Source organism: Micromonospora sp. NPDC004540, assembly GCF_040610095.1.
Lineage (GTDB): Bacteria > Actinomycetota > Actinomycetes > Mycobacteriales > Micromonosporaceae > Micromonospora.
The window spans coordinates 1-21,579 of record NZ_JBEXLR010000108.1 but is presented as its reverse complement, the minus strand read 5'-3'; the positions used below and the strand labels follow the sequence as shown (position 1 = coordinate 21,579).

The 21,579-nt window shown below is 76.0% G+C and carries 19 protein-coding genes; 13 read left to right on the top strand and 6 right to left on the bottom strand.

Annotation, left to right across the window (positions count from 1 at the left end; genetic code table 11):
* Both ABZV78_RS26990 and ABZV78_RS26985 read right to left on the bottom strand, forming a co-directional pair.
* A partial coding sequence (locus tag ABZV78_RS26990; protein WP_355642933.1) for a helix-turn-helix domain-containing protein occupies positions 1-701 on the bottom strand: 701 nt, incomplete at its 3' end.
* 237 nt (positions 702-938) lie between these two features.
* The gene (locus tag ABZV78_RS26985; RefSeq protein ID WP_355642931.1) at positions 939-1,736 is read right to left on the bottom strand and encodes an alpha/beta fold hydrolase; all 798 of its coding nucleotides are present in this window, start codon (positions 1,734-1,736) and stop codon (positions 939-941) included.
* Between the two features lie 99 nt (positions 1,737-1,835).
* Here ABZV78_RS26985 and ABZV78_RS26980 point away from each other — a divergent pair, with 99 nt between their 5' ends.
* Both ABZV78_RS26980 and ABZV78_RS26975 read left to right on the top strand, forming a co-directional pair.
* Positions 1,836-2,447: a helix-turn-helix domain-containing protein gene (locus ABZV78_RS26980; protein ID WP_355642929.1), complete on the top strand. Its 612-nt coding sequence runs from the start codon at positions 1,836-1,838 to the stop codon at positions 2,445-2,447.
* Between the two features lie 66 nt (positions 2,448-2,513).
* Complete coding sequence (locus ABZV78_RS26975) at positions 2,514-2,972, top strand: GNAT family N-acetyltransferase (protein ID WP_355642928.1); 459 nt, start codon at positions 2,514-2,516, stop codon at positions 2,970-2,972.
* 112 nt (positions 2,973-3,084) lie between these two features.
* On the opposite strand, the gene ABZV78_RS26970 is transcribed toward ABZV78_RS26975, so the two are convergent.
* The 4 genes from ABZV78_RS26970 to ABZV78_RS26955 form a co-directional block, all read right to left on the bottom strand.
* Complete coding sequence (locus ABZV78_RS26970) at positions 3,085-4,143, bottom strand: S8 family serine peptidase (RefSeq protein ID WP_355642927.1); 1,059 nt, start codon at positions 4,141-4,143, stop codon at positions 3,085-3,087.
* Positions 4,144-4,369: 226 nt separating this feature from the next.
* Positions 4,370-4,780, bottom strand: coding sequence for a DUF402 domain-containing protein (locus tag ABZV78_RS26965; RefSeq protein ID WP_355642925.1), 411 nt, complete (start codon positions 4,778-4,780; stop codon positions 4,370-4,372).
* Positions 4,781-4,830: 50 nt separating this feature from the next.
* Positions 4,831-5,034 carry a hypothetical protein gene (locus ABZV78_RS26960; RefSeq protein WP_355642923.1) on the bottom strand — a complete coding sequence of 68 codons (204 nt, stop codon included), beginning with the start codon at positions 5,032-5,034 and terminating at the stop codon, positions 4,831-4,833.
* 49 nt (positions 5,035-5,083) lie between these two features.
* Positions 5,084-5,524, bottom strand: coding sequence for a VOC family protein (locus tag ABZV78_RS26955; RefSeq protein WP_355642921.1), 441 nt, complete (start codon positions 5,522-5,524; stop codon positions 5,084-5,086).
* A 100-nt stretch (positions 5,525-5,624) separates the two neighbouring features.
* On the opposite strand from ABZV78_RS26955, the gene ABZV78_RS26950 reads away from it, so the two are divergent.
* The 11 genes from ABZV78_RS26950 to ABZV78_RS26900 all read left to right on the top strand — a co-directional run.
* Complete coding sequence (locus tag ABZV78_RS26950; RefSeq protein ID WP_091308503.1) at positions 5,625-6,278, top strand: hypothetical protein; 654 nt, start codon at positions 5,625-5,627, stop codon at positions 6,276-6,278.
* A 1-nt stretch (position 6,279) separates the two neighbouring features.
* On the top strand, positions 6,280-6,579 hold the full coding sequence (locus ABZV78_RS26945; protein WP_355642919.1) for a LysM domain-containing protein: 300 nt from the start codon (positions 6,280-6,282) through the stop codon (positions 6,577-6,579).
* Between the two features lies 1 nt (position 6,580).
* Entirely contained in the window at positions 6,581-7,732 is a 1,152-nt protein-coding gene (locus ABZV78_RS26940) for a hypothetical protein (protein ID WP_355642917.1), read from the top strand.
* Positions 7,733-7,751: 19 nt separating this feature from the next.
* The gene (locus tag ABZV78_RS26935; RefSeq protein ID WP_355642915.1) at positions 7,752-8,249 is read left to right on the top strand and encodes a phage baseplate assembly protein V; all 498 of its coding nucleotides are present in this window, start codon (positions 7,752-7,754) and stop codon (positions 8,247-8,249) included.
* Complete coding sequence (locus ABZV78_RS26930; protein WP_355642913.1) at positions 8,249-8,566, top strand: hypothetical protein; 318 nt, start codon at positions 8,249-8,251, stop codon at positions 8,564-8,566. The genes ABZV78_RS26935 and ABZV78_RS26930 overlap by 1 nt, the downstream gene beginning before the upstream one ends.
* Entirely contained in the window at positions 8,563-8,946 is a 384-nt protein-coding gene (locus tag ABZV78_RS26925; RefSeq protein ID WP_355642911.1) for a GPW/gp25 family protein, read from the top strand. The genes ABZV78_RS26930 and ABZV78_RS26925 overlap by 4 nt, the downstream gene beginning before the upstream one ends.
* Positions 8,943-11,447, top strand: a complete 2,505-nt coding sequence (locus ABZV78_RS26920) for a putative baseplate assembly protein (protein WP_355642909.1) — start codon at positions 8,943-8,945, stop codon at positions 11,445-11,447. Before ABZV78_RS26925 ends, ABZV78_RS26920 begins: the two co-directional genes overlap by 4 nt.
* Positions 11,444-14,002: a baseplate J/gp47 family protein gene (locus ABZV78_RS26915; RefSeq protein WP_355642907.1), complete on the top strand. Its 2,559-nt coding sequence runs from the start codon at positions 11,444-11,446 to the stop codon at positions 14,000-14,002. The genes ABZV78_RS26920 and ABZV78_RS26915 overlap by 4 nt, the downstream gene beginning before the upstream one ends.
* On the top strand, positions 13,999-16,176 hold the full coding sequence (locus ABZV78_RS26910; protein ID WP_355642906.1) for a phage tail protein: 2,178 nt from the start codon (positions 13,999-14,001) through the stop codon (positions 16,174-16,176). The genes ABZV78_RS26915 and ABZV78_RS26910 overlap by 4 nt, the downstream gene beginning before the upstream one ends.
* Position 16,177: 1 nt before the next feature.
* Positions 16,178-19,255 (top strand): DUF6519 domain-containing protein, encoded by a 3,078-nt coding sequence (locus tag ABZV78_RS26905; protein WP_355642904.1) that lies wholly within the window; start codon positions 16,178-16,180, stop codon positions 19,253-19,255.
* Positions 19,252-21,579, top strand: a 2,328-nt coding sequence (locus ABZV78_RS26900; RefSeq protein WP_355642902.1) for a DUF4157 domain-containing protein, incomplete at its 3' end; no start/stop codon positions are given. The genes ABZV78_RS26905 and ABZV78_RS26900, both read left to right, overlap by 4 nt.

Here is a 21,579-nt window from a genome sequence, read left to right as displayed (position 1 = left end):
GCGGCGCCGGTGTTCGGCTGGTGGCGGCGGGCATCGTGCAGGTCGGCGGCTTCGCAGGTCAGTGACACCGCCCACCGGCCGGCCCGGTGGCTGACCGTCGCGGACACGACCTTCGCCCGCCCCTTGGCCAGCATGCGCCGCAGCCGGCGGGTGTCCTGCCGTACCGCCAGGGCGCCGATGCCGGGCAGGGTCACGGTACGCGGCGCCTGCTCACCGACCCGGATGCCCGCCCGGCCGGCGGCAGAGGTTTTGCTGCGGATGCGAAACGACAGCGGTGCGCGTTTCTTGGACTTGAACCTCGGAAAACCGACCCGCCGACCCCGCCGGTGGCCGGTGCGCGATGCCGTGTACGCGGACAGGCCGCGGCCGAGATCGACCGCGGCTTCTTCAAAGACCTGCTGACATACCTCGCCCCGCCAGGCCAGACCGGTTACCTGCACCGTGACGGTCCCGTCGCTGGCGGCGACCATCACCCGGCCTGCGTCACCCGAGCGTTTCCACCCGTTGAACGCGTTGATCAGGTCGAAGCCCGACCACGGCACCTTGCCGACCGTCCCACCGCGCTTGCCGTCCAAAGCGTCCTTGACCAGCCGCAGGCACTGGTTGTAGCCGAACCGGGCCGCACCCGCATGCCGACGCAGCACAATCTCCTGCTCGGCGGTCGGGTTCAGACAGAACCGGAACGTGGTGAAACGGGCCACGGCAGCACACCATGCCACACACCACCGACAAACAGCCCACCACTTGCACAGACCCAGAAACCCCACGGGCCGACCGACAACAACGGCTCACAACGCCCAGCACCAGCCGCTCACTTCTGAAACACGCCGTAGGCCGCGTTGGGGCACGCGGCGGCGGGATGGCGTGCCCGTACGAATTCGGACAGGCCCGGGGTGGACGGCGATCCGCCGTCCACCCGGGCCCGTTGGCGCGGTCGTTCAGAGCCGGTGCCGCTTCAGCCAGTCGAGGCTGGCTTGCGCGACCTCCCGCCAGCCGTGATCGATGGTCAGCGAATGACCGCGGTCGGGGAATCGAATCACCTCGGTCACCGCCGTGGACTTCCGGTACAACCGGGCCGTCCCCTCGACGATGGCCGGCGGTACGGTGTGGTCCCGGCCGCCGGAGGTCAGCAGCAGCGGCCCCCGGCCCGGGTCCGAGGCGTCCACCCTGGTCGCGGTGCCTACGAGGTTGGCCAGGGCGGCCTCGAAGAGCGGGCGACCCGGGGTGGGGATCGTCCACTTCTCGTAGAGCTCGGCCGACTCGCGCTCGGTGAGCGCGTTGCCGAAGCCGTACCGGAACTGGGCGGGCGTGAGCGCCACCGCCCGCCGCCGGTTGGCCGGGTTGCGTACCGCCACCGAGGCCACCCGGAGCGCGGAGAGCGGCAGGGCGAGGACGCCCTTGGCCGGGGCGGGGTCGAGGGCGACGGCGGCGCGTGCCAGGCCGCGCCCCAGCAACTGCTGGACGATCAGGCCGCCGAACGAGTGGCCGATCACCACGGGCTTGGTGGGCAGACCCCGGATGATCTCCGCGAAGTGATCGGTGACGTCCGAGACGCCGTGGTCGCCATAGCGCTCCGGTACGGTCCGGGCCTCGGCCACCGTGTCCGGAATGCCCGGCCACTCCGGCGCGATGGGGGCGTAGCCCGCCTCGCGGAACAGCTCGACCCAGGGCTGCCAGCTGGTCGAGTGCAGCCAGAGGCCGTGGACGAAGACGACGGGGACAGGGGTGGGGTTCATGCCTGCGCACTCCTCGTGACGGACCATGTGGAAGGAACGTTCTATCTGCTAGGCTGGAACGTACTCCGGCTTCGATCGAGCGGCAAGGAGGGGACGTCGATGGGTGATGCAGCCGACTCACGGCCCGCGACGCGGGGGCCCGGCGGGAAGCCGTCGGCGGCGCGCGAGCGGATCCTGGCCGCCGCCGACCGGCTCTTCTACCGGGAGGGCATCCGGGCGGTGGGCGTGGAGAAGGTGATCGCCGAGGCGCAGGTCACCCGGGTCACCTTCTACCGGCACTTCCCCACCAAGGACGACCTGATCGCCACCTACCTCGCCGTCCGATCACAGCGGGAGCGGGAGGCGCTGGCCGAGGTGCGCGCCGCGCTTCCAGGCGACCACCGGGGGGTGCTGGGCGCCATCGTCGACGCCCTCGTCGCAGAGAGCCGGTCACCCGGCTTCCGCGGCTGCCCGTACGTGAACGCCGCCGCCGAGTACGCCGACCCCGACCACCCGGTCCGGCACGCCGTCGCGGAGCACCGCGCCTGGTTCACCGGCCAGATGGCCGAGCTGATGACCGAGCTGGGACATCCTGACCCGGAGCTGGCGGCCGAGCAGCTGATGATTCTCCGCGACGGGGCCATGACCGCCGCGTACCTCGACGACCGGGAGCGCGTCGCCGCTGCGCTGGTCGCCGCCGGCCGGGCGGTCGTCGGCTACCGGGAGGAGTGAGAGCGGGCGTCCAGCCCGCAGCCAGGTCAACGGGAGCGGGGGAGCCTGGCCGGTAGTCTGGCGATCATGGCGGACTGGGAAATCCGGCCGGCTTCCGTGGCGGACGTCGAGGCAGTGGCCGAGCTGCGGGCCGTGGTGCTGCGGGCAGATCTGGAGCGGCTCGGGCGGTACGACGAGCAGCGGGTGCGGCAGCGACTGCGGGACGGGTTCGCGCCGGGGCACACCTGGGTGATCGAGGTGGGCGGCGCGTTCGTCGGCTGCGTGGCGCTTCGGCCGGCCGAGGACGCTCACTGGCTGGAGCACTTCTACCTGGCACCGCACCTGCAGGGCAGCGGCATCGGTGCGGCCGTGCTGCGCGGGCTGCTGGAGCAGTGCGACCGCGATGGCACCCTGGTCCGGCTGAACGTGCTGCAGGGCAGTCCGGCCCGGCGGCTGTACGAGCGGCACGGATTCACCCTCGAGACCGAGGACCCGGTGGACGTGTTCATGGTGCGCGAGCCCGCCCTGGCCGTGCGCAACAAATGATCGTCTCGCAGGTTCGCGGAGACAGCGGATCGTCAGGCAGGCCCTGGCCCCGGCCCGAATGAGTGCCCGGGCCGGGGCTCGCATGTGGTCGCCGCCGCGGGTGCCGACCGCCTCAGGTGCGCGGCGCGGCCACGGCGGCCTGGGCGTCGACGACGCCCCAGCCGTACAGCGGCGTGTAGACGCCGCGCAGCCCGACGATCGGGGTCCGGGCGGTCGACATGAGCACCGAGTACACGTTCGCCACGCTGCGCCCCTGGGCGACGAGCAGCGCCGCCACCCCGGACACGTATGGCGTGGCCATCGACGTGCCGGCGAACGCGTCGTAGTCACCGTGCCCGCAGGTGGCCGAGCCGGCGCCCACCGGGACGGTGGACCAGACGTCGTCGTCGCAGGTGACGAGGCCGGCGCCACCGGGCGCGGCGACGGCCTTCAGGTCGGCCTTCACCCCCAGGTTCGAGTACCACGCCTTGACCTCGTTCCGGTCGGTGGCGGTGACGCAGAGGGCGCCGGCCTCCCAGGCCGGGGTGTCGCACAGCGGCGCCGTCTCGTTGCCGGCGGCCGCGATCACGGCGACGCCCTTCGCCTGCGCGTACGTGATCGCCGCGGTCACGTCCGACTCCAGCCCGGTGAGGGTGAGGGCCTGGGTGCCGGGCTGTGCGCCGAGGCTGAGGTTGACCACCTTGGCGCCGTGGTCGGCCGCGTAGCGGATGCCCGCGGCGATGTCGGCGAAGCTGCCGCTGCCCGCCTCCAGCACCTTGATCGGCATGACCTTCGCGTCGCGGGCGACGCCGGCGACACCGACACCGTTGCCGGTGACCGCGGCGGCGATGCCGGCCACGTGGGTGCCGTGCTCGTCGCCGGCGTCGGGCACGCCGTTGGGGCCGCGCCAGTCGCCGTTGCCGCAGGAGCCCGTGCCGCAGTCGACGAAGGTCGCGCCGGGGACGAGCTTGGCCGCCAGATCCGGGTGGCCGAGGTCGACGCCGGTGTCCACCACCGCGATGACCACCCCGGCCCCCGTGCTGGTCGCCCAGGCCTGCTCGGCGTGGATCTGCCGCAGACCCCACTGCTTGTCGTACAACGGATCGTTGACGGCCGCCTGGGCGGGCGCCGCGGCGGCCGCCACCAGCGCGGTGACCACCGCGGTGCCGGCGAGTAACCGGGTGAACGACATTGAGACCTCTCCTCCCACGGACAGCACTTCATCTATGGATCGGAGACCGGGCGCGGAACGCAACAGCGGCAGGATCTCCGGACCGGCCCGACGGGCCGTGGACGAAGCTGGCGAGACCCTCGAAGCCGTCGTCGCCCGCGACCGACCACTGATCCGGCGCGACGGCCTGGGCTCCACGCGGTCCGACGGCCGGGATGACGGACTCCCGGAGCGCTGAAGCACGCTCTCAGGGCTGGAAGTAGTCGGGACCCCAGCAGGTCGCGTCCGCCGGCAACTCCCACCAGTGCGGCATCATCGTCGGCCGCCACGCCGGATCCGGTTGGAAGTCCATCCACTGGCCGTCGAAGGGCGCGGCCCCGGCGCGGGCCAGGGCAAGCAGTCGTTCGCCCTCGGCCCGGACCTCGGCGGCCTCGACTTCATCCCAGAACGCCGGCTCGCCGGTGTACTCGGCGAACGCGGCCTCGTCCTTCCACGACCATCTGCCGTCCGGATAGAGCAGAAGGTCGAGCTCCTGGTCGTAGACGTCGACCCCGCCGGCCCACCGGGTGACCGGACGTTCGAGGTTGACATACCAGCCGTCGAAGTCGCCGTCCGGTCGCCAGCTCCACCAGACCGAGTGGGCCGCACCGGGCGGCATCAACATCAGGGTCCGGAATGGCTGCCACGTATCCAGGCTGAGCATCGTCGTCATCCGCAGCGACGTGAGCAGCGACAGTTGCCGGGTCGGCCGGCCGGCGCCGTCAACCGACGCATGGCCTGTGAGCCCGCCTCGATCCACAGCGCGAGCCCGCGCTCGTCGTCGCTGACCACCCGCCCGCACAGCACCGAGCCGACCCGGCCGTCCGGGTACAGGTGCCGGCGGACGATCGTCTGCCCCCGCTCGAAGATCATTCGAGCACGATACCCACGAGGGCGGGTGATGAGGGCCCGTCGGCAGCGGTCAGCTCAGCTGCTCGGCCAGGGCGACGATGATGCCCTGGGGGCCGCGGACGTAACAGAGCCGGTAGATGTCCTCGTACCGCTCCACCTCGCCGACGAGTTCGGCGCCGTGGGTCCGCAGGCGGGTAACCACGTCATCGATGTCGTCGACGGCGAACATGATGCTGCGGATGCCCAGCGTGTTCGGCGGTGCCACCGATGGCTCGGTGCTGACCGCCGCCGGCGAGCGGAACCTCGTCAGCTCAACCTTGCCGTGGCCGTCCGGGGTCCGCATCATGGCGATGTCGACCCGGACGTCGTCGAGCCCGTTGACACGGTCTACCCACCGTCCCTCGACCGGTGCCCTGTCCTCCAGCTCCATGCCGAGTTCGACGAAGAACGCCATCGCGGCCTCCAGGTCGCCGACAACGATGCTGACATGGTCCATCCGCTGAATCGCCACGTCCACGAGCATAGGGGCCGGATGTCGGCAATGTCGGGGACACCGGCGGCGTGACGCGGGCGTGACGGCGGGGCGACGGCTCCGCGGGACCCTCAGCGGCGTGAGCAGCTTCCCGGGCAGCCCGCGTACGCTCCGCGGCGCCATCATCGCGGTGGACCCGCTGGGGCCGCTGTCCCGGGTGGTGGTGTTCCAGTACAACCCGGACCAGGTGCAGCGCACCATCGCGCCCCGCTCGGGCGGGGAGTCCGGGCAGCGCGCCGCCGACGCGCACCGGGCCTGGGGCGCGCCCACCGAGACGATCACCATGACGGTCGACGTCGACGCCGCCGACCAGTTGGAGACCGGCGATCCGGTCGCCGCCACCGTCGGCGTCCTGCCTCAGCTCTCCGTGCTGGAGATGCTGCTGCACCCGGGCAGCGTCCGGGTGATCGCCAACTCGGTGCTGCTGGCCGCCGGGACCATCGAGATCCTGCCGGTGGAGCTGCCCATGGCGGTGCTGGTCTGGGGACCGGCCCGGGTGGTGCCGGTGCGGATCACCCAGCTCGGCGTCACCGAGCAGGCGTTCAACCCGGCGCTGAGCCCGATCCGGGCCACCGTGGACGTCTCCGCCCAGGTGCTCACCTACGACGACCTGTCGCTGACCGACGTCGGCTACGGGCTCTACCTCGCGCACCTGGTCGCCAAGGAGGTCCTCGCCATGGTGGGCGCGGTCTCCGGCGCCGTCGACGCCGTCACCGACCTGGCCGGAGCGTGACATGACCGGGCGCTACGACTCCGTACCCGTCGCGGGAACGACCGTGCCCGACGGCGTCGGCGGCCTGCGCGAGGTGCGCCACCTGCGCCGGCGGCCGCTGCCGGAGCTGCGCGACGTGCGGGCCGCCGCCACCCACCGGGTGACCGCCGGGGACCGGCTCGACCTGGTCAGCCACCGCTACCTTGGCGACGCCACCGCGTGGTGGCGGATCGCCGACGCCAACGGGGCGCTCGACCCGGAGGCGCTGACCGGCCCGGACGCCGAGGGCGAGCTGATCGTCATCCCGCTGCCGGGGGTGTGACGTGCTGCTCGGGTCCGGGCTGCGGCTCACCGTCCTGGCGGGACGGACCGTGCCGCTGCCGCTGTCGGTCGAGCTGGCCCAGCGCTGGCGTTCCACCCGGGTCACCGAGAGCGACGCCGAGCGCAGCGCCTTCTCCCTGGTCTTCGACGCCGGCCGGGCCGGCCCGCTCGCCGCCGTGGACAGCCCGTTCGGACCGACCAGCCCGCTGGCCCCGTTCGCCCGGGTGGTCCTGGTGCTCACCTTCGGCGTGGTGCCGAAGGTGCTCTTCGACGGCATCGTCACCGAGACCCGGCTCGACCCGGGCACCGGCGCCGGGCGGGCCACCTTCACGGTCACCGGGGAGGACGTGGGCAACCTGCTCGACCGCGAGGACCGCGACGTGGAGCATCCCGCCCTCGACGACTACCTGACCGTGTTGAAGATCCTCGCCCCGTACGCGGCGCGCGGCATCCTGCCGAAGGCGCTGCCCGCCCCGGTCACCGACCCGCCGCTGCCGATCGACCGGATCCCCACCCAGCACGGCACCGACCTGGAACATCTCGCCGAACTGGCCGAGCGGCACGGCTACGTCACCTACGTCGACCCCGGACCGGTGCCGGGGATCAGCTCGTTCTACTGGGGACCCCCCGTCCGGCTCGGCCTGCCGCAGCCCGCGCTCGCCGTCGACCTGGGCTCGGACAGCAACGTGCGGGAGGTCTCCTTCCGCACCGAGGCGACCCGGCCGGCCACCGTCACCGGGGCGGTGCACGACCGGCGTACCGGGGTAACCCTGCCGGTCGCCGCGGTGGCCAGCACCCGGCCGCCGCTGGCCGCCGTGCCGTTCGCGCTGGCCAATGCCGGGGACGTGCGGCACCGCCGGTTGCGCGAGGGCAGCAGCGACGCGGTGTCCGCCTTCGCCCGAGCGCAGGGCGAGGTGGACCGGGGCGCCGACGCGCTGGTTGCCGAGGGCACCGCCGACGGCGCGCGGTACGGGGCGGTGCTGCGCCCGCGCGGCCTGGTCGGCATGCGCGGCGCGGGCTGGAGCCACGACGGGCTCTGGTACGTCCGCCAGGTCGAGCACGACCTCGCCCACGGCGGCTACCAGGTCGGCTTCACCCTGTCCCGGGACGGCCACGGCTCGGTCACCCCCGCGCTGCCCCGGAGCCCGCTGTGACCACCCGGGAGGAGCCGCGATGACCCGGCAGTTCTTCGGCGTCTACCGGGGAAAGGTGGAGCAGAACGTGGACCCCATGCTGCGCGGGCGGGTGCAGGTCTCGGTCCCGAAGGTGCTCGGCGACGGCCGGCTGGCCTGGGCCGAGCCGTGCGTCCCCTACGCCGGCAACGGCGTCGGCGGGTTCAACCTGCCGCCGGTGGGCGCCGCCGCCTGGGTGGCGTTCGAGGGCGGCAACCCCGACTACCCGGTCCTGCTGGGCTGCTACTGGCAGGTCGGCGAGTCGCCCGCGCCCGGGCTGCCGCAGCAGCGGGTGTTCCAGTCCGACTCGGTCAGCGTCACGGTCAGCGACCTGCCCATGATGGGCGGCCTCACCATCGAGGTCGGGCCGCCGGCCGTGCTGGTGCCGCTCAAGGTGGTGCTCGGCCCCGGCGGGATCGAACTGTCCACCGGGGCCACCAAGGTGGTCCTCGACGGCGTGCGGGTCTCGGTCAACGACGGCGCGCTGGAGGTGATGTGATGCCCGCACCCCTCGTGCACCAGGGCGCCATGGTGATCTGCGCGCACGGCGGCCAGGCCATGCCCACGGTGCCCAACCCCCGGGTACGCGTCGGCGGTCAGGCCACCGTGCTGCTCGCCGCGCCGTGGACGGTAGCGGCGTGCCCGTTCCCGCCGGTCTCCGGCGGCCCCTGCGTGACCAGCGTGTGGAGCGTCGGCAGCGTCCGGGTGCGCTCGATGGGCCAGCCCTTCGTGCTGGCCTCCGGCGTGGCCACCTGCGCGCCGACCGGGGTGCCCCTCGCGGTCACCGCCAGCCAGTTCCGGGCGGTGGCGACGTGACCGCCGGCCGGCACGTCGGCTTCCCGCTGCGCGTCGGCGGCCGCGGCCGCACCGCCCTGGTCGGCGACGAGGAGTATCTGCGCGGCCTGGTCGAGGCGGTGCTGTTCACCCGCCCCGGCGAACGGGTCAACCGGCCCGACTTCGGCAGCGGCGTCGACCGGCTGGTCTTCGCCCCGGCCGGCGACGAACTGGCGCACGCCACCCGGGCGCTCGTGCACGGCGCGCTGCAACGCTGGCTCGGCGACCTCGTGCAGATCGACGACGTGCGGGTCGAGGCGGCCGACGCCCAACTGCGGGTCACCGTCAGCTACGTGCCGCTGGTGGCCGGGGCGGCCGTCGGCGAGCGGCGCAGCCTCACGGTCGTAGGCGGCACCCCGTGACCGCGCCGCTGCTCGACCGGGAGGCCCGCCGGGCGCTCGTCGAGGGGGAGAGCGCCCTCGACGGGATCGACCACGTCGAGGTGCTGTCGAACCGGCCCGGCACCCCGGGCCACGTGCCCGGCGCGCCCCGCCAGCGCACCCTCCTGGTGCACCTGCTGCGCGGCCCGGTCCCCGCCGGCCTCGACGCCGGCCGGGTCCGCGTCCTCGGCGGGGTGCGGGTCGACCCGCGAGTCAACCCGGTGCGGGTGCTCTGGGCGTACCCGGCGAGCGTGGTGGCGGCCGGGCCGCCGCCGGGGGTGACCGCGGCCGACCGGACGCTGGTGACCGGGGCGGTGCCGGCGCCCGCGCGGGGCCGGGTGCTGGTGGTGCGTACCTCCTCCAGCGGGGACTGGTCCAGCTACCTGCTCGCCCTCACCGGCCCGGGCGGCGAGGGCTTCCCGGCCGGCTTCGACGAGCCGCTGTCCACCTGCCCGTTCGCGTTCGCCGTCGACTGCCCCGACGAGCTGGACTGTCGACCCGACGGCGGCTGCCCGCCGGTGCCCGCCACCACCCCCGCCCTGGACTACCTGGCCCGCGACTACGCGGGGCTGCGCACCCGGCTGCTCGACCGGCTCGCCGTGCTGCTGCCCGGCTGGACCGACCGCAACCCGGCCGACCCGCTGGTCACCCTCGCCGAGCTGTTCGCGTACGTGGGGGACCGGCTCACCTACCGGCAGGACGCGATCGCCGCCGAGGCCCACCTGGCCACCGCGCGGCTGCGTCCCTCGGTGCGCCGGCACGCCCGGCTGCTCGACTACCGGATGCACGACGGCTGCGCGGCCCGGACGTGGCTGGCGTTCCGCACCGCCGCGCCGCTGACCCTGCCGGCGCGTACCCCGGTCGCCGGGGTCGAGGATCCGCTGCCACCCGACGCCGGGGTGGAGATCGCGGTGGACGCCGGCGCCACCGTCTTCGAGACCCTCGCCCCGGTGGCGCTGCGCCCGGCCCGCAACCAGCTCGACCTGCACGCCTGGGGTGACCCGGACGCCTGCCTGCCGGCCGGCGCGACCAGCGGCTGGCTGCGCCACCCGGCCGGCGCCGACCCGCAGCTGCGCGCCGGCGACGTCCTCGTCCTCGCGCCGGTCGACGAGACCGGGACGGTGGTGGGTGACGAGGCCCGCCGGCAGGCCGTGCGGCTCGACCGCGATCCGGTCACCCGCGCGGACCCGCTCGCCCCCGCCGGCACGGTCGTCCGCGAGTTGCACTGGGCCGCCGAGGACGCCCTGGCCGTTCCGCTGCCGGTGGCCCGCCGGGCCGCCGACGGCACCGCCGCCCCGGCCGCCGTGGCGCTGGCCAACGTCGCGCTCGCCGAGCACGCCGTCGCGCTGCCCCCGCGCGGGCTGCTGCCCCCGCAGGCGCCCGCCGACGGCCCGTACCGGCCGCGGCTGCCCACCGGGCGGCACAAGGTGGCCTGGACCGACAGTGCCGTGGACGAGCGCAGCGCCGCCGCCGCGCTGCGCCCCGACCCGCGCCGCGCGCTGCCCGCCGTGCTGCTCGACGACGGCAGCCGCACCTGGACGCCCGTGCCCGACCTGCTGGCCAGCGGCCGGCTCGACCCGCACGTGGTGGCCGAACCGGAGACCACCGGCCTGCTGCGGCTGCGCCCCGGCGACGGGCTCAACGGTCGCCGCCCGGCGCCCGGCACCACCCTCACCGCCTGGCCCCGGGTGGGCGGCGGCGCCGCCGGCAACGTCGGCGCCGACGTGCTCACCCTGCCGCTGCCCACGCCCGGCTGGACGGTGCCGGCCGGAGTGACCGTCAGCAACCCGTTGCCGGCCACCGGCGGGATCGACCCCGAGTCGGTCGACGAGGTGAAGGAGCTGGCCCCGTACGCGTTCCGGACCCAGTTGCGCGCGGTCACCAGCGCCGACCACGCCGCCACCGCCGAGGAGAACCCGGGCGTGCAGCGCGCGGTGGCCCGGCGCCGCTGGACCGGCTCCTGGTACGCCCAGGAGGTCACCCTCGACCCGGTGGCCCGCCGGGCCGGCGATCCCGCGCTCGCCGCCGAGGTGGCCGCCCTGCTCGACGTACGCCGGCTGGCCGGCACCGACGTGGAGCTGGCGCCACCCGCGCACGTCCCGCTGGAGATCGTCCTCGGGATCTGCGTGGCCGACGGCCACCTCGCCGCCGACGTGGAACGGCGGCTGCGCGCCGAACTGTCCACCCGGGTGCTGCCCGACGGCCGGCTCGGGTTCTTCCACCCCGACCGGCTCACCTTCGGCCAGTCCCTGTACGTCTCCGACCTCGTCGCCGCCGTCATGGCCGTGCCCGGCGTCGGCTACGTCGAGGTGGCCGACGACGACGCCACCGGCCTGCGGTTCCGCCGGCTCGGCCGGCCACCCGCCGGGGAGGTGGCCCGCGGCCGGATCGACGCCGCCGCCCGCGAGGTGCTGCGCGCCGACAGCGACCCGAGCAACCCGGAGTACGGCCGGGTCGCCTTCCACCTGCGCGGTGGCGCGTGAGCTGCGGCTGCGGTGGCGGCTGCGGGTGCGACCCGCTGCGCCCGCCCGCGCCCGAGGTCACCAACCCGCCCGGCCAGCCCGCCCTGGCCTGGCGCGTCGCCCCGCACAGCCACGCCCTGGCCCGGATGCGGGCCGCGCTCGCCGACCCGGGCCTGCCGGCCGGCGTGCGGGCGGTGGCCGGGCAGGACGCCGACGACCCCCTGCTGGCGCTGCTCGACGCCGCCGCCGTGATGACCGACGTGGTCTCGTTCTACACCGAGCGGATCGCGCAGGAGGCGTACCTGCGCACCGCCACCGAGCTGACCTCGGTCCGGCAGCTCGCCGGCATGATCGGCTACCAGCCGCGCCCCGGCGTCGCCGCCGCCGTGGACATCGCCTTCGACGTCGAGGACGCGCCGGGCGCGCCGTCGCAGGTGGACGTGCCCGCCGGCACGCCGGTGCAGTCGGTGCCCGGGCCGGGCGAGCTGCCGCAGACCTTCGAGACCGGCGTCGACCTGCGCGCGTACGCGGTGTGGAACGCGATCCCCGGCGCCACCGCCGGGCCGCAGGAGATCGACTTCGCCACCGCCGCGATCTGGCTGCGCGGCACCGCGCTCGGCGTACGGGCCGGCGACGGCGTGCTCGTGGTCGGCGCCGAACGTCGCCGCTACGGGCGGACCCCCGCGCACAGCCGGGCCGCCGCCGACCGGCGGCGCGACGACGAGCTCTGGGACTTCCGCATCGTCACGGCCGTCGAGGAGGGCCCGCCCGGCCTGGCCGGCTGGACCCGCCTGGCGCTCGCCGAGCGGATCGGCTGGCGGCGCTCGACGCCGCTGACCGCCGAGGAGGGCGTGCAGGTGCACGCCTTCGCCACCCGGACCAACCTGTTCGGCTGGAACGCGCCGATGGCCGGCCTGCTCGCCGGGAACGACCCGCCGCCGCCCGGCATCACGGGCGGCGAGTGGGACGACATCGACAACCCGTTCCCGCCCGGGAATCCGGCCCCCGCCGACGTGGTCGAGGTCGACGGCGACCACCCCCGGATGGTGCCAGGCTCCTGGCTGCTGCTCGAACGCCCCGACTACCGCGAGCTGTACGCCGTCGAGGCGGCCGACCCGGCCGGCGGCTCCCGGTTCGGGGTGAGCGGCCGGACCACCCGGCTCCGCGTCGACATCACCGAGAACCTGGACACCTTCGGCCGCCGGGACACCCTGGTGCGCGGCGAGTCCCGGCCGCTGCCGGCGGCGGAGCGGCCCCTCGTCGAGCCGGTCGGCGGCCGACGGCTCACCCTGGTCGCCACCGACCCGCCGCTGCCCACCGGTCGCCGGGTGGTGGTGACCGGGTTCCCACCCGGCGGGCCGCCCGCCGACCCGCTCGTCGCCGCCGCCACCGCGCCTCCGCTGGCCGAGACCGCGGTGGTGCTGGCCTGCGCGGTCACCGCCGACGGCCGGACCATGACCGTCGACCTGGACCGCGACCTCACCCTCCACTACGACCCGCGCGGCCTGCGGGTGCGCGGCAACGTGGCGCCGGCCAGCCACGGCGAGACCGTCGTCCAGCCGCTCGGCAGCGGCGACCCCACGCTCGCGTTCCAGCGGATGCGCACCCGGCGCGGCCCCCTCACCCACGTCCGCGACGACAGCCCCGCCGGCGCCCGCAGCACCCTGGAGGTCCGGGTCGACGGGGTGCGCTGGGACCCGGTGCCCGCGCTGGACACCGCCGGCCCGCACGACCGGGTGAACACCGAACGGCTCGACGACGAGGGCCTGGCCACGGTCACCACCGGCGACGGCCGGCACGGCGCGCGGCTGCCCGGCGGCGTGGAGAACGTGGTCGCCACCTACCGGGTCGGGGGCGGCGCCGCCGGCGCGGTCCGGGCCGGCCAGCTCAGCATCCTGCCCCGCCGCCCCTACGGCGTGCGGGCCGCCGGCAACCCCGGCCCGGCCCGCGACTGGGCCGACCCGGAGCAGCTCGACGCGGCCCGGGCCCACGCCCCGCTGCGGATCCGCACCCTGGACCGGGCGGTCTCGGTGGCCGACCACGAGGACTTCGCGGCCGGCTTCGCCGGGGTCACCCTGGCCCGCGCCGACGACGTCTGGGACGGCCGGGAGCAGGTGGTCGTCGTCTCCGCGCTCGGCGCCGCGGCCGGTGGCGGGACCGCCCCGGCCGGGCCGGAGCTGGTCACCGCGCTGCGCGCCGCCCTGGTGGCCGCCCGGGACCCGGGCACCCGGCTCGCCGTGCTGGCCGGCGAGACCGTCCCGTTCGGACTGCGTGTCGACCTCGCGCACGACCCGGCGTACCCGCGCGCCGACGTGGAGGCCGCCGTCCGGGCCGCCCTCGCGGCCGCGTACGCCCCGCCGGCGCTGGGCTTCGCCACCGGCGTGGTGGCCTCCCGGGCCCTGGTCACCGTCCGGGCGGTGCCCGGGGTGCGCGCCTGCACCCTGCCCCGGCTCGCCGCGCCGCCCGGCGGCGCCACCGTCGACCTGCTCGCCGCGCTGCCCGGCCGGTTCGCCGGCACGCTGCGCCCCGCCCAGGTGCTCACCCTCGCCGAGGTGACGATCGGGGTGATGTCGTGACCGAAACCGCCCTGCGCCGCCTGCTCGACCTGGTGCCTGTGCACCTGCTCGCCCGCGACGCCCAGGCCGACGGCGGCACCGGCCCGCTCACCGCGCTGCTCGCCGCGGTGGCCGGCGAACTGGAACTGCTGGAGGCCGACCTCGACCGGCTGCACGACGGGTTCTTCGTCGAGACCTGCGCCGAGTGGCTGGTGCCGTACCTGGCCGACCTCGTCGGCCTCGCCGAACTCCCCCCCGACCTGGGGGTCACCGTGAGCCGGCGGGCCCTGGTCGCCAACACCGTCGCCTACCGCCGCCGCAAGGGCACCGTGGCCGTGCTGGAACAGGTCGCCCGGGACGTCACCGGCTGGCCGGCCCGCGCCGTCGAGCACCACCCGCTCCTGGTCGGCGCCACCCACGTCAACCACGTCCGCCCCGACCGGCCGGCCACCGTCTCGCTGCGCGGCGCCGCCCGGATCGAGGCCGCCGCCGTGGTCAGCCCGCCCGGACCGCGCGGCGCCCTCGACCCCCTCACCCACACCGCCGAGGTACGCCGGATCCCCACCCGTCGCGGCCGCTACGGCATCGACCACGTGGCCGTGCACCTGTTCCCGACCCAGGCGTACGAGGTGGGCGCCCCCGAGGCCGACCCGCCGGCCGGCCCGAACGGCGGCTGGTCCGCGGCCCGCGCCGCGGCCGGCCACTGGACCTTCGACCCGCTCGGCCGGGCCGTGCCGCTGTACGCCCCGCCCCACCGCGAGGAGGCGGTCGAACGGCTCGCCACCGAAGCGGACCTGCCCGTGCCGCTGCGCCCCCGCCGGCTGCTCGACCTGCTCGGCCAGGCCCGGGCCGGCGACCTGGCGGCGACCGCGCTGCCGCTCGGCGTACGGCTGCGGGTCGGCGGTGTCGACCAGCCGGACCTGACCCCCGACCGGATCCGGGTCTGCCACCTGGAGGACCCGGCCCCCGGCCCGGCGCCGCAGGTGATGGTCGACCCGGTGGCCGGCCGGCTGCGGGTCTACGCGCCGGCCGCCCCCGACGCGGTCTTCGTCCGCTACGCCTACGGCGGCCTCGCCGACGTCGGCGCCGGCACCTACGACCGCGCCGCCGCCCACGAGGCGCTGCTCGCCACCGACCCGGGCGCCCCGGTCGCCGCCGACGGGCCGGACGCCCCACCCGCCGCGGGCCAGACCGAGGTGTGCTCCGGCACGCCCGCCCCGGTCGGCAGCGTGCCCACGCTCGCCGCCGGCCTGGCCGCGGCCGAGGCGTCCTGGGCGGCCCCCGGCAGCACCACCCGCGGCGGCACCTACGTCGTCTCCGTCGCCGACAGCGCCACCCACCCCGGCAACCTCGCGGTCACCGTGCCCGCCGGCACCCGGCTGGTGCTGGTGGCCGCCGGCTGGCCGGCCCGCCGCCGCCCGGACGGCGAGGTGCTCGCCCCCGTCCCCGGCCGGTACGCCCCCGACGGGCTGCGCCCGCACCTGCGCGGCAGCCTGCGGATCACCGGCGAGCCGGGCAGCAGCGTGATCGTCGACGGGCTGCTCGTGGAGGGCGACGTGATCGTCGCGGCCGGCCAGCTCGGCCACCTCACCGTCGCGCACGGCACGGTCACCGGCGCGGTACGGGTCGAGTCGGCGGCGGGGCGGCCCAACAGCCGGCTCCAGCTCCGGCTCAGCCGGGTGGTGGCCGGCGCGGTCACGCTCGCCGCGACCGTGCCGATGGCCACCGTGGACACCTGCGTGCTCGACGCCGCCGCCGGCGGCGGGACCGCGCTGGCCGGTGAGGGCGTGCACGCCTGCCTGGAGGGCAGCACCGTGCGCGGCCCGGTCCGGGTGCGCAGCCTCGACGCCAGCAGCTGCGTGCTGGACGGGCCGGTGGAGGTGGCCCACCGCCAGGTCGGCTGCCTGCGGTTCAGCTACGTCGCCCCCGGCTCCCGCACCCCGCGCCGCTACCGCTGCGTGCCGGCCGACGGCGGACCCGGCCCGCTCCCGGTGTACGCGGCCACCGACCCGGCCTCGCCCGCCTACCCGGCCCTGGCCGGGTCCTGCCCGGCGGCGATCCGGGAAGGCGGCGAGGACCGGGCCGAGCCGGGCGTGCACCACCACCTCAGGCGACCGCTGCGGCTCCGGGCGGCGCAGCGGCAGCTCGACCCCTACCGGCCGGTCGGCATCGAGCTCGGCATCTTCGGGAGTTGACGTGCACGGAGACTTCACCCGCTGGACGTTCGATCCGCGCGACGGCTACCGCCAGGTGCTGTTGCAGCAGGGCCGGATGCTGCTCGACGCCGAGTGGAACGAGCAGACGAAGATCACCGCCTGGCACGACGAGGAGCGGACCCGCGACGTCGTCGGCGCGGCCGGCGGGCCCCTCGACGGGGCCGGCTTCGCCGTGGTCGACACCGCCGGCGCCACCCCCACCGCGAGCGCCTGGGCCGACCTGCGGATCACCCCCGGCCGCTACTACGTGGCCGGGATGCTGGTCGACGCCGCCCCGCCGGCCGGCGGTGGACCCGGGCACAAGCTCGCCGACCAGCCCTACCTGCCCAAGGTCGGCGACCTGCCCGGACTGCCCGAGCCCACCACCGACGGCCGGTACGCCGTCCTGCTCGATGTCGCCGACCAGCACGTCACCGCCGACCAGGCGCCCCGGTTGCGGGAGGCCGCCCTCGGCGGCCCGGACACCACCACCCGGGCCCGGACCGTCTGGCAGGTCCGGCTGGTCAAGGTGGCCGCCGGCACGGCCTGCGCCGACGTGGTCGACCCGGTGTGGGGGAACCGGACCGCCCCGACCATGACGGCCGCGCTGCGTGAGGTCGACCCGACCGCCGACCCGTGCCGGCTGAGCGGCTCCGGCGGCTACCGGCGGCTGGAGAACCAGCTCTACCGCGTCCAGGTGCATGATGTGGCCGGCGACGGCACCGCCCGCTACCTCTGGTCCCGGGAGAACGGCAGCGTGGTGGCCGGGCTGACCGCCATCGGCGCGCCCTCGCCGGCCGCCGCGGCGGCCGGGATGGATGCCGAGCTGAGCCTGGACCGGGTCGGCCGGGACGAGGAACTGTCCTTCCGGGAGGGTGACCTGGTCGAGGTGACCAGCCCCGACCGGGAGCTGCACGGCCGGCCCGGTCACCTGGCCACCGCCGGCGCGCCGGACGGGACGGCGCTGCCGGTGAAGTGGGCCGCGGGCGCGCCGGCCACCCTCGCCGCGCTCGGCCGCACCCCGATCATCCGGCGTTGGGACGGCCCGGCCCAGGTCGCCAACGCCAGCCCCGACGAGCTGGACGACGCCGGCATCGAGGTGCGCTTCGGCGCCGGCGACTTCCGGGTCGGGGACCACTGGCTCATCCCGGCCCGCACGGTCCGCCTGGTCTACGGCGTCAGCGCCCTCTCCGGCACCATCGACTGGCCCACCGACGACCTCGGCAACCCGCTCGCCCGCCCGCCGCTGGGCCCGGTGCACCACGTCGCGGTGCTCGGCATCCTGCGCCGCACCACCGTCGGCGGCGCCGGCCGCTGGGCGCTCGACGAGGACTGCCGCCGGCTCACCCCGCCGCTGACCGACCTGGTCACCCTCGACCTGCTCGGCGGCGACGGGCAGCAGGCCCCGCCCGGTCAGCCGCTGCCCGAGCCGGTGCGGGTGGTGGTCCGCAACGGCGGCCGCCCGGTGCACCGCGCCCGGGTCCAGTTCACCGCCGTCGACGGGCACCTGGCCACCGGCGTACCCACCGCCGCCGACCCGGCCCAGCTGATCCTGGAGACCGGCGCGCGCGGCCAGATCGACGTGCGCTGGCTGCTGCCCAGCACCGGCCCGGCCTGCCGGGTGCTCACCGCGGTCCGGCTCGACGACGCCGACGCCCCCGTCGACGCCGAGGTCCGGGTCACCGGCCGCCGCGACGAGGGCGGCACGGTCTGCCTGGTGGTCCGCCCCGAGACCGACCTGGTGCAGCTGTTCGCCGACCTGTCCGGGGTCACCGCGCTCGCGCTCTGCCTGACCGCGGGGGAGTGGACGCTCAACGAGCCGGCGGTGCTCACCGGGGTGTCCTGCGTGCTGGTCACCGGGGTCGGCTCCGCCACCCGGATCGTCTCCGCCGCCGAGTCGGCGCTGCGTCTCACCGACTGCGGCGAGGTGCAGGTCCGCGACCTGTCCGTGTCGGCCGTGCCGGCCGAGAGCGACCAGCGCAACGGCGCCCTCGACGTGCAGCGCGCCGGTCTGGTCCTCGTCGAGCGGGTCCACGCCGAGATGGGCGACGCTCCGGCCGCCGTGGCCAGCGGCATCACCGTCCGGGGCGACGGGACCGAGGGTGGCCGGCCAGTGGAGCGCGCCGTGGTCCGGGACTGCCGGGTCGAGGCGGGGCACGCGCAGACCGGCGTGCTGGTGCTGGACAGCCGGCGTACCGACGTGCTCGGCTGCGACGTGGTGGCGACCACCGACCCGGGCGCCGATCCGGAGAAGCGGTTCCTGGAGTGGCTGGGCGACCCCCGCTTCGCCCGCCGTATCGCCCGCCGGGCCGTGCACCCGCTGCTCGCCGGTGAGGACGGACTCGGCCTGCGCAAGGGCTGGTCGTCGCTGGTGGAGACCCGCAACCTGCGCTTCGGCTCCGAGATCGACGACTCGAAGGGCTGGACCGCGTACCTCGGCGACCAGGAGATCAGGACCGTCGAGGAACTCCAGGACGTGGTCCGCGACGACCTGGTCCGGCGCAACCCGGACTCCCGGTTCTTCGACGAGCGCACCCGGTTCGCCGCCTGGCTGCGCCGGGTCGCCGAGGAGTTCGCGGCCGCGGCCACGGCCACCGCCGGCATCACCGTGGCCGGGGCCACCGCCGCCGACGTCCGGGTCCGCGACAACACCGTCACGGGCGCGCTCACCGGCATCAGCGTCGCCCTCGGCGACCGCGACGAGGAGCGGGAGACGGTACGCCGGGCGTGGATCACCGGCAACACGATCGCCCCGCCGGCGCGGGCCGCCACCGCCTTCCTGCATCAGGGCGTGTACGTCGGCGACTGCCACCGCCTCGACGTGTCGTCCAACATGGTCGACCTCGCCGACGGCAAGCCCGGCTACCCGGTGCAGGGCCTGCTCTGCGCCGGCCGGCTCGGCCCGCACGCGGTCGCCGCCGCCAACACCTTCGACGGCACCGTGCTCGGCATCCGCGCGGTTCCCGGCCCGTCGGGCTCGCCCGCACTGTGGGTGGCGCGCGACAATGTCTGCACCACCGGCCCGGCGCTGGTCGACGGCACCGGGTCGTGGCGCGACGAGGGGAACCTGAGCGGGTGAGGGTGGCGGAGGCGGCCCAGCCGTCCCGGTCGGCCGACCGGGACGAGCCCGAGCGCGCCCGCCCGGAGGCGGAGCGCCCGGCGCGGCGGTCGACCCGCCCGGCCCGCAGCACCCACAGCGTGGCCCGCATCCCCGTGCACGCTCCGGCCGACCCGGCCGCCGAACACGACGCCCACGCCACCGCCGCCCGCCTCGTCGCCGCCCGACCCGCGCCGCCGGCCGCCCCGGCCCGGTCGGCCCGGCCGGTCGCCCGCCTCGCCGGCGTGCCGGATTCCCGGCTCGGCGCAGGCCGGCCGCTGACCGGCGCCGAACGCGCCCGCTACGAGCCAGCGCTCGGCATGGACCTGACCGGGGTACGCCTGCACGACGGCCTCGCCGCCAAGCTCGCCGCGAAGGAGCGGCGGGCGCACGCCTTCACGTACGGCAACCACGTGGTCCTCGGCGCCGGCGCCGGCCCGGGCGGCGCGCCCGGCCGGGACCTGGTGCTCGCCCACGAGCTGACCCACGTCCGTCAGCAGGCCCGCCCCGCACCCGCCCCGGCCGGCGCGGCCACCGAGCATCCCGGTCGAGGCCCACCGGCCACCCCGGCCCGGTCCGCGCCGCTCGGCGTCCAGTGCTTCGCGCTCGCCGACACCGCCGTGGGCCGGTTCGTCTCCGACACCGCGAGCGACGCCGCCGCCCTCGGCCGTGGCGCGCTCGACACCGCCCTCGACGTGGGCGGGGAGATCGCCGGGACCGCGCTGGAGGCGGCCTCCGCGGTCGTCGACCGGCTCGCGCCCGGCCTGCTGGAGTTTCTCCGCGGCGGCGCGCTGGTCCGGCTGCGTGAGCTGCTCTGCACCGGCGTCAACGCGCTGCTCGGCCGGCTGCTCGCCGGCCTCGCCGACATCGACCCGATGTCCGCCATCGAGTCCACCTTCACCGGGCTCGCCCAGGGCGTCCGGGACGTCCAGGCCCGGCTCGGCGGCGCCGCCCGGTCGGCCGTCGGCGCCCTGCTGCGCCCGGTGGTGGCCGCCCTCCAGGAGTGGGACGGCCCGATCATCCGGAACCTCCGGACCGCCGCGGACACCGTCAACCAGCTCTTCACCGGGCTCTGGGACCACCTCGCGGTCCCCGCGCTGGACCTGCTCGGCGCCGCCGGCGGCGCGGTCTGGGAGTCCTTCACCCGCCTGGGTGGCTGGCTCTGGGACCTCACGGCGCCCATCCGTGCCGGCGCGTCGTACGCCTGGGACTGGCTCACCACCCAGTTCGGCCTGGCCTGGGACAGCACCGAGGGCGCCCGCAGCTGGCTCGGCAACCTCGCGAACTCCGCCTGGGAGACGTTGCGGGCCACCATCGAACCGATCCGCACCCCGCTCATGGTGGTCGGCGGCATCCTGGTCCTGCTCTCGCCGCTCGGCCCCGTGGTGGTGCTGACGCAGGTGCTCCCACCGCTGTGGGACGGCCTGACCTGGCTGTGGGAGAACTGGAACACCCGCGAGATCCTGGCCGCCGCCCGGCAGGTGCTCCAGGAGCGCATCCTGCCCACCGTGATCGGCGCGGTCACCGGCGCGGCGGACACCCTCGCGGTCGCGGCCGCCTGGCTCGCCGACGTGGCCGGGCAGATCGGCACCGCGATGGGCGGCGTGCTCGGCGCGTTCGGCGCGAGGACCTGCCTGACCGCGGTGTCCACCCTGCTCACCGGGGTGGCCAACCAGTTCACCCGGATGGCCGCCTGGGCGCGCGGCGGGTTCAGCGGGCTCACCGAGGCCCTGCACGCCGTCTTCGACGCGCTGGTCGCCATCTTCCAGCCCATCCTGGACTTCCTGGTCCGGCTGGCCGTGGTGGTGGCCAACCCGCTCATGCTGCCGGTCGTCATCGGCGCGGTCATCTGGTCGCTCTGCCCGGACGAGCTCAAGCCGCCGGTGATCAACTTCGTCCTCGACCTGCTCATCGTGACGATCGGCGCGCTGCCCACCCTGCTCACCGGCCTGGGCCCGCTCGGCGCGCTGCTGCGCGAGGGCGTGGTCGGCTTCCTCACCCAGCTGCGCTACGGCGAGCGGATCGGCGACCAGCAGCGCATCGACGCCAGCAACAAGATCGCCAACCTGGCGGCCGGTGGGGGCGTGGCCTTCGTGGCCGGGATGGCGTGGGGCATCGTGCAGGGCGTGGTCGACGGCATCATCGACCCGTTCCGGCTGCTGTTCATGCTGGCCCAGCTCCTGGTGGCCGCAGCCCGCGCGGTGGCCCGGGTGGTCCAGTCGTACGCCCCGGGCATGGCCCTGGTCCGGGCCCCGCCGGCCGCTGCCGGCCCGGCCGGCGGCGCCGGGCCGGCACCCACCGCGGCC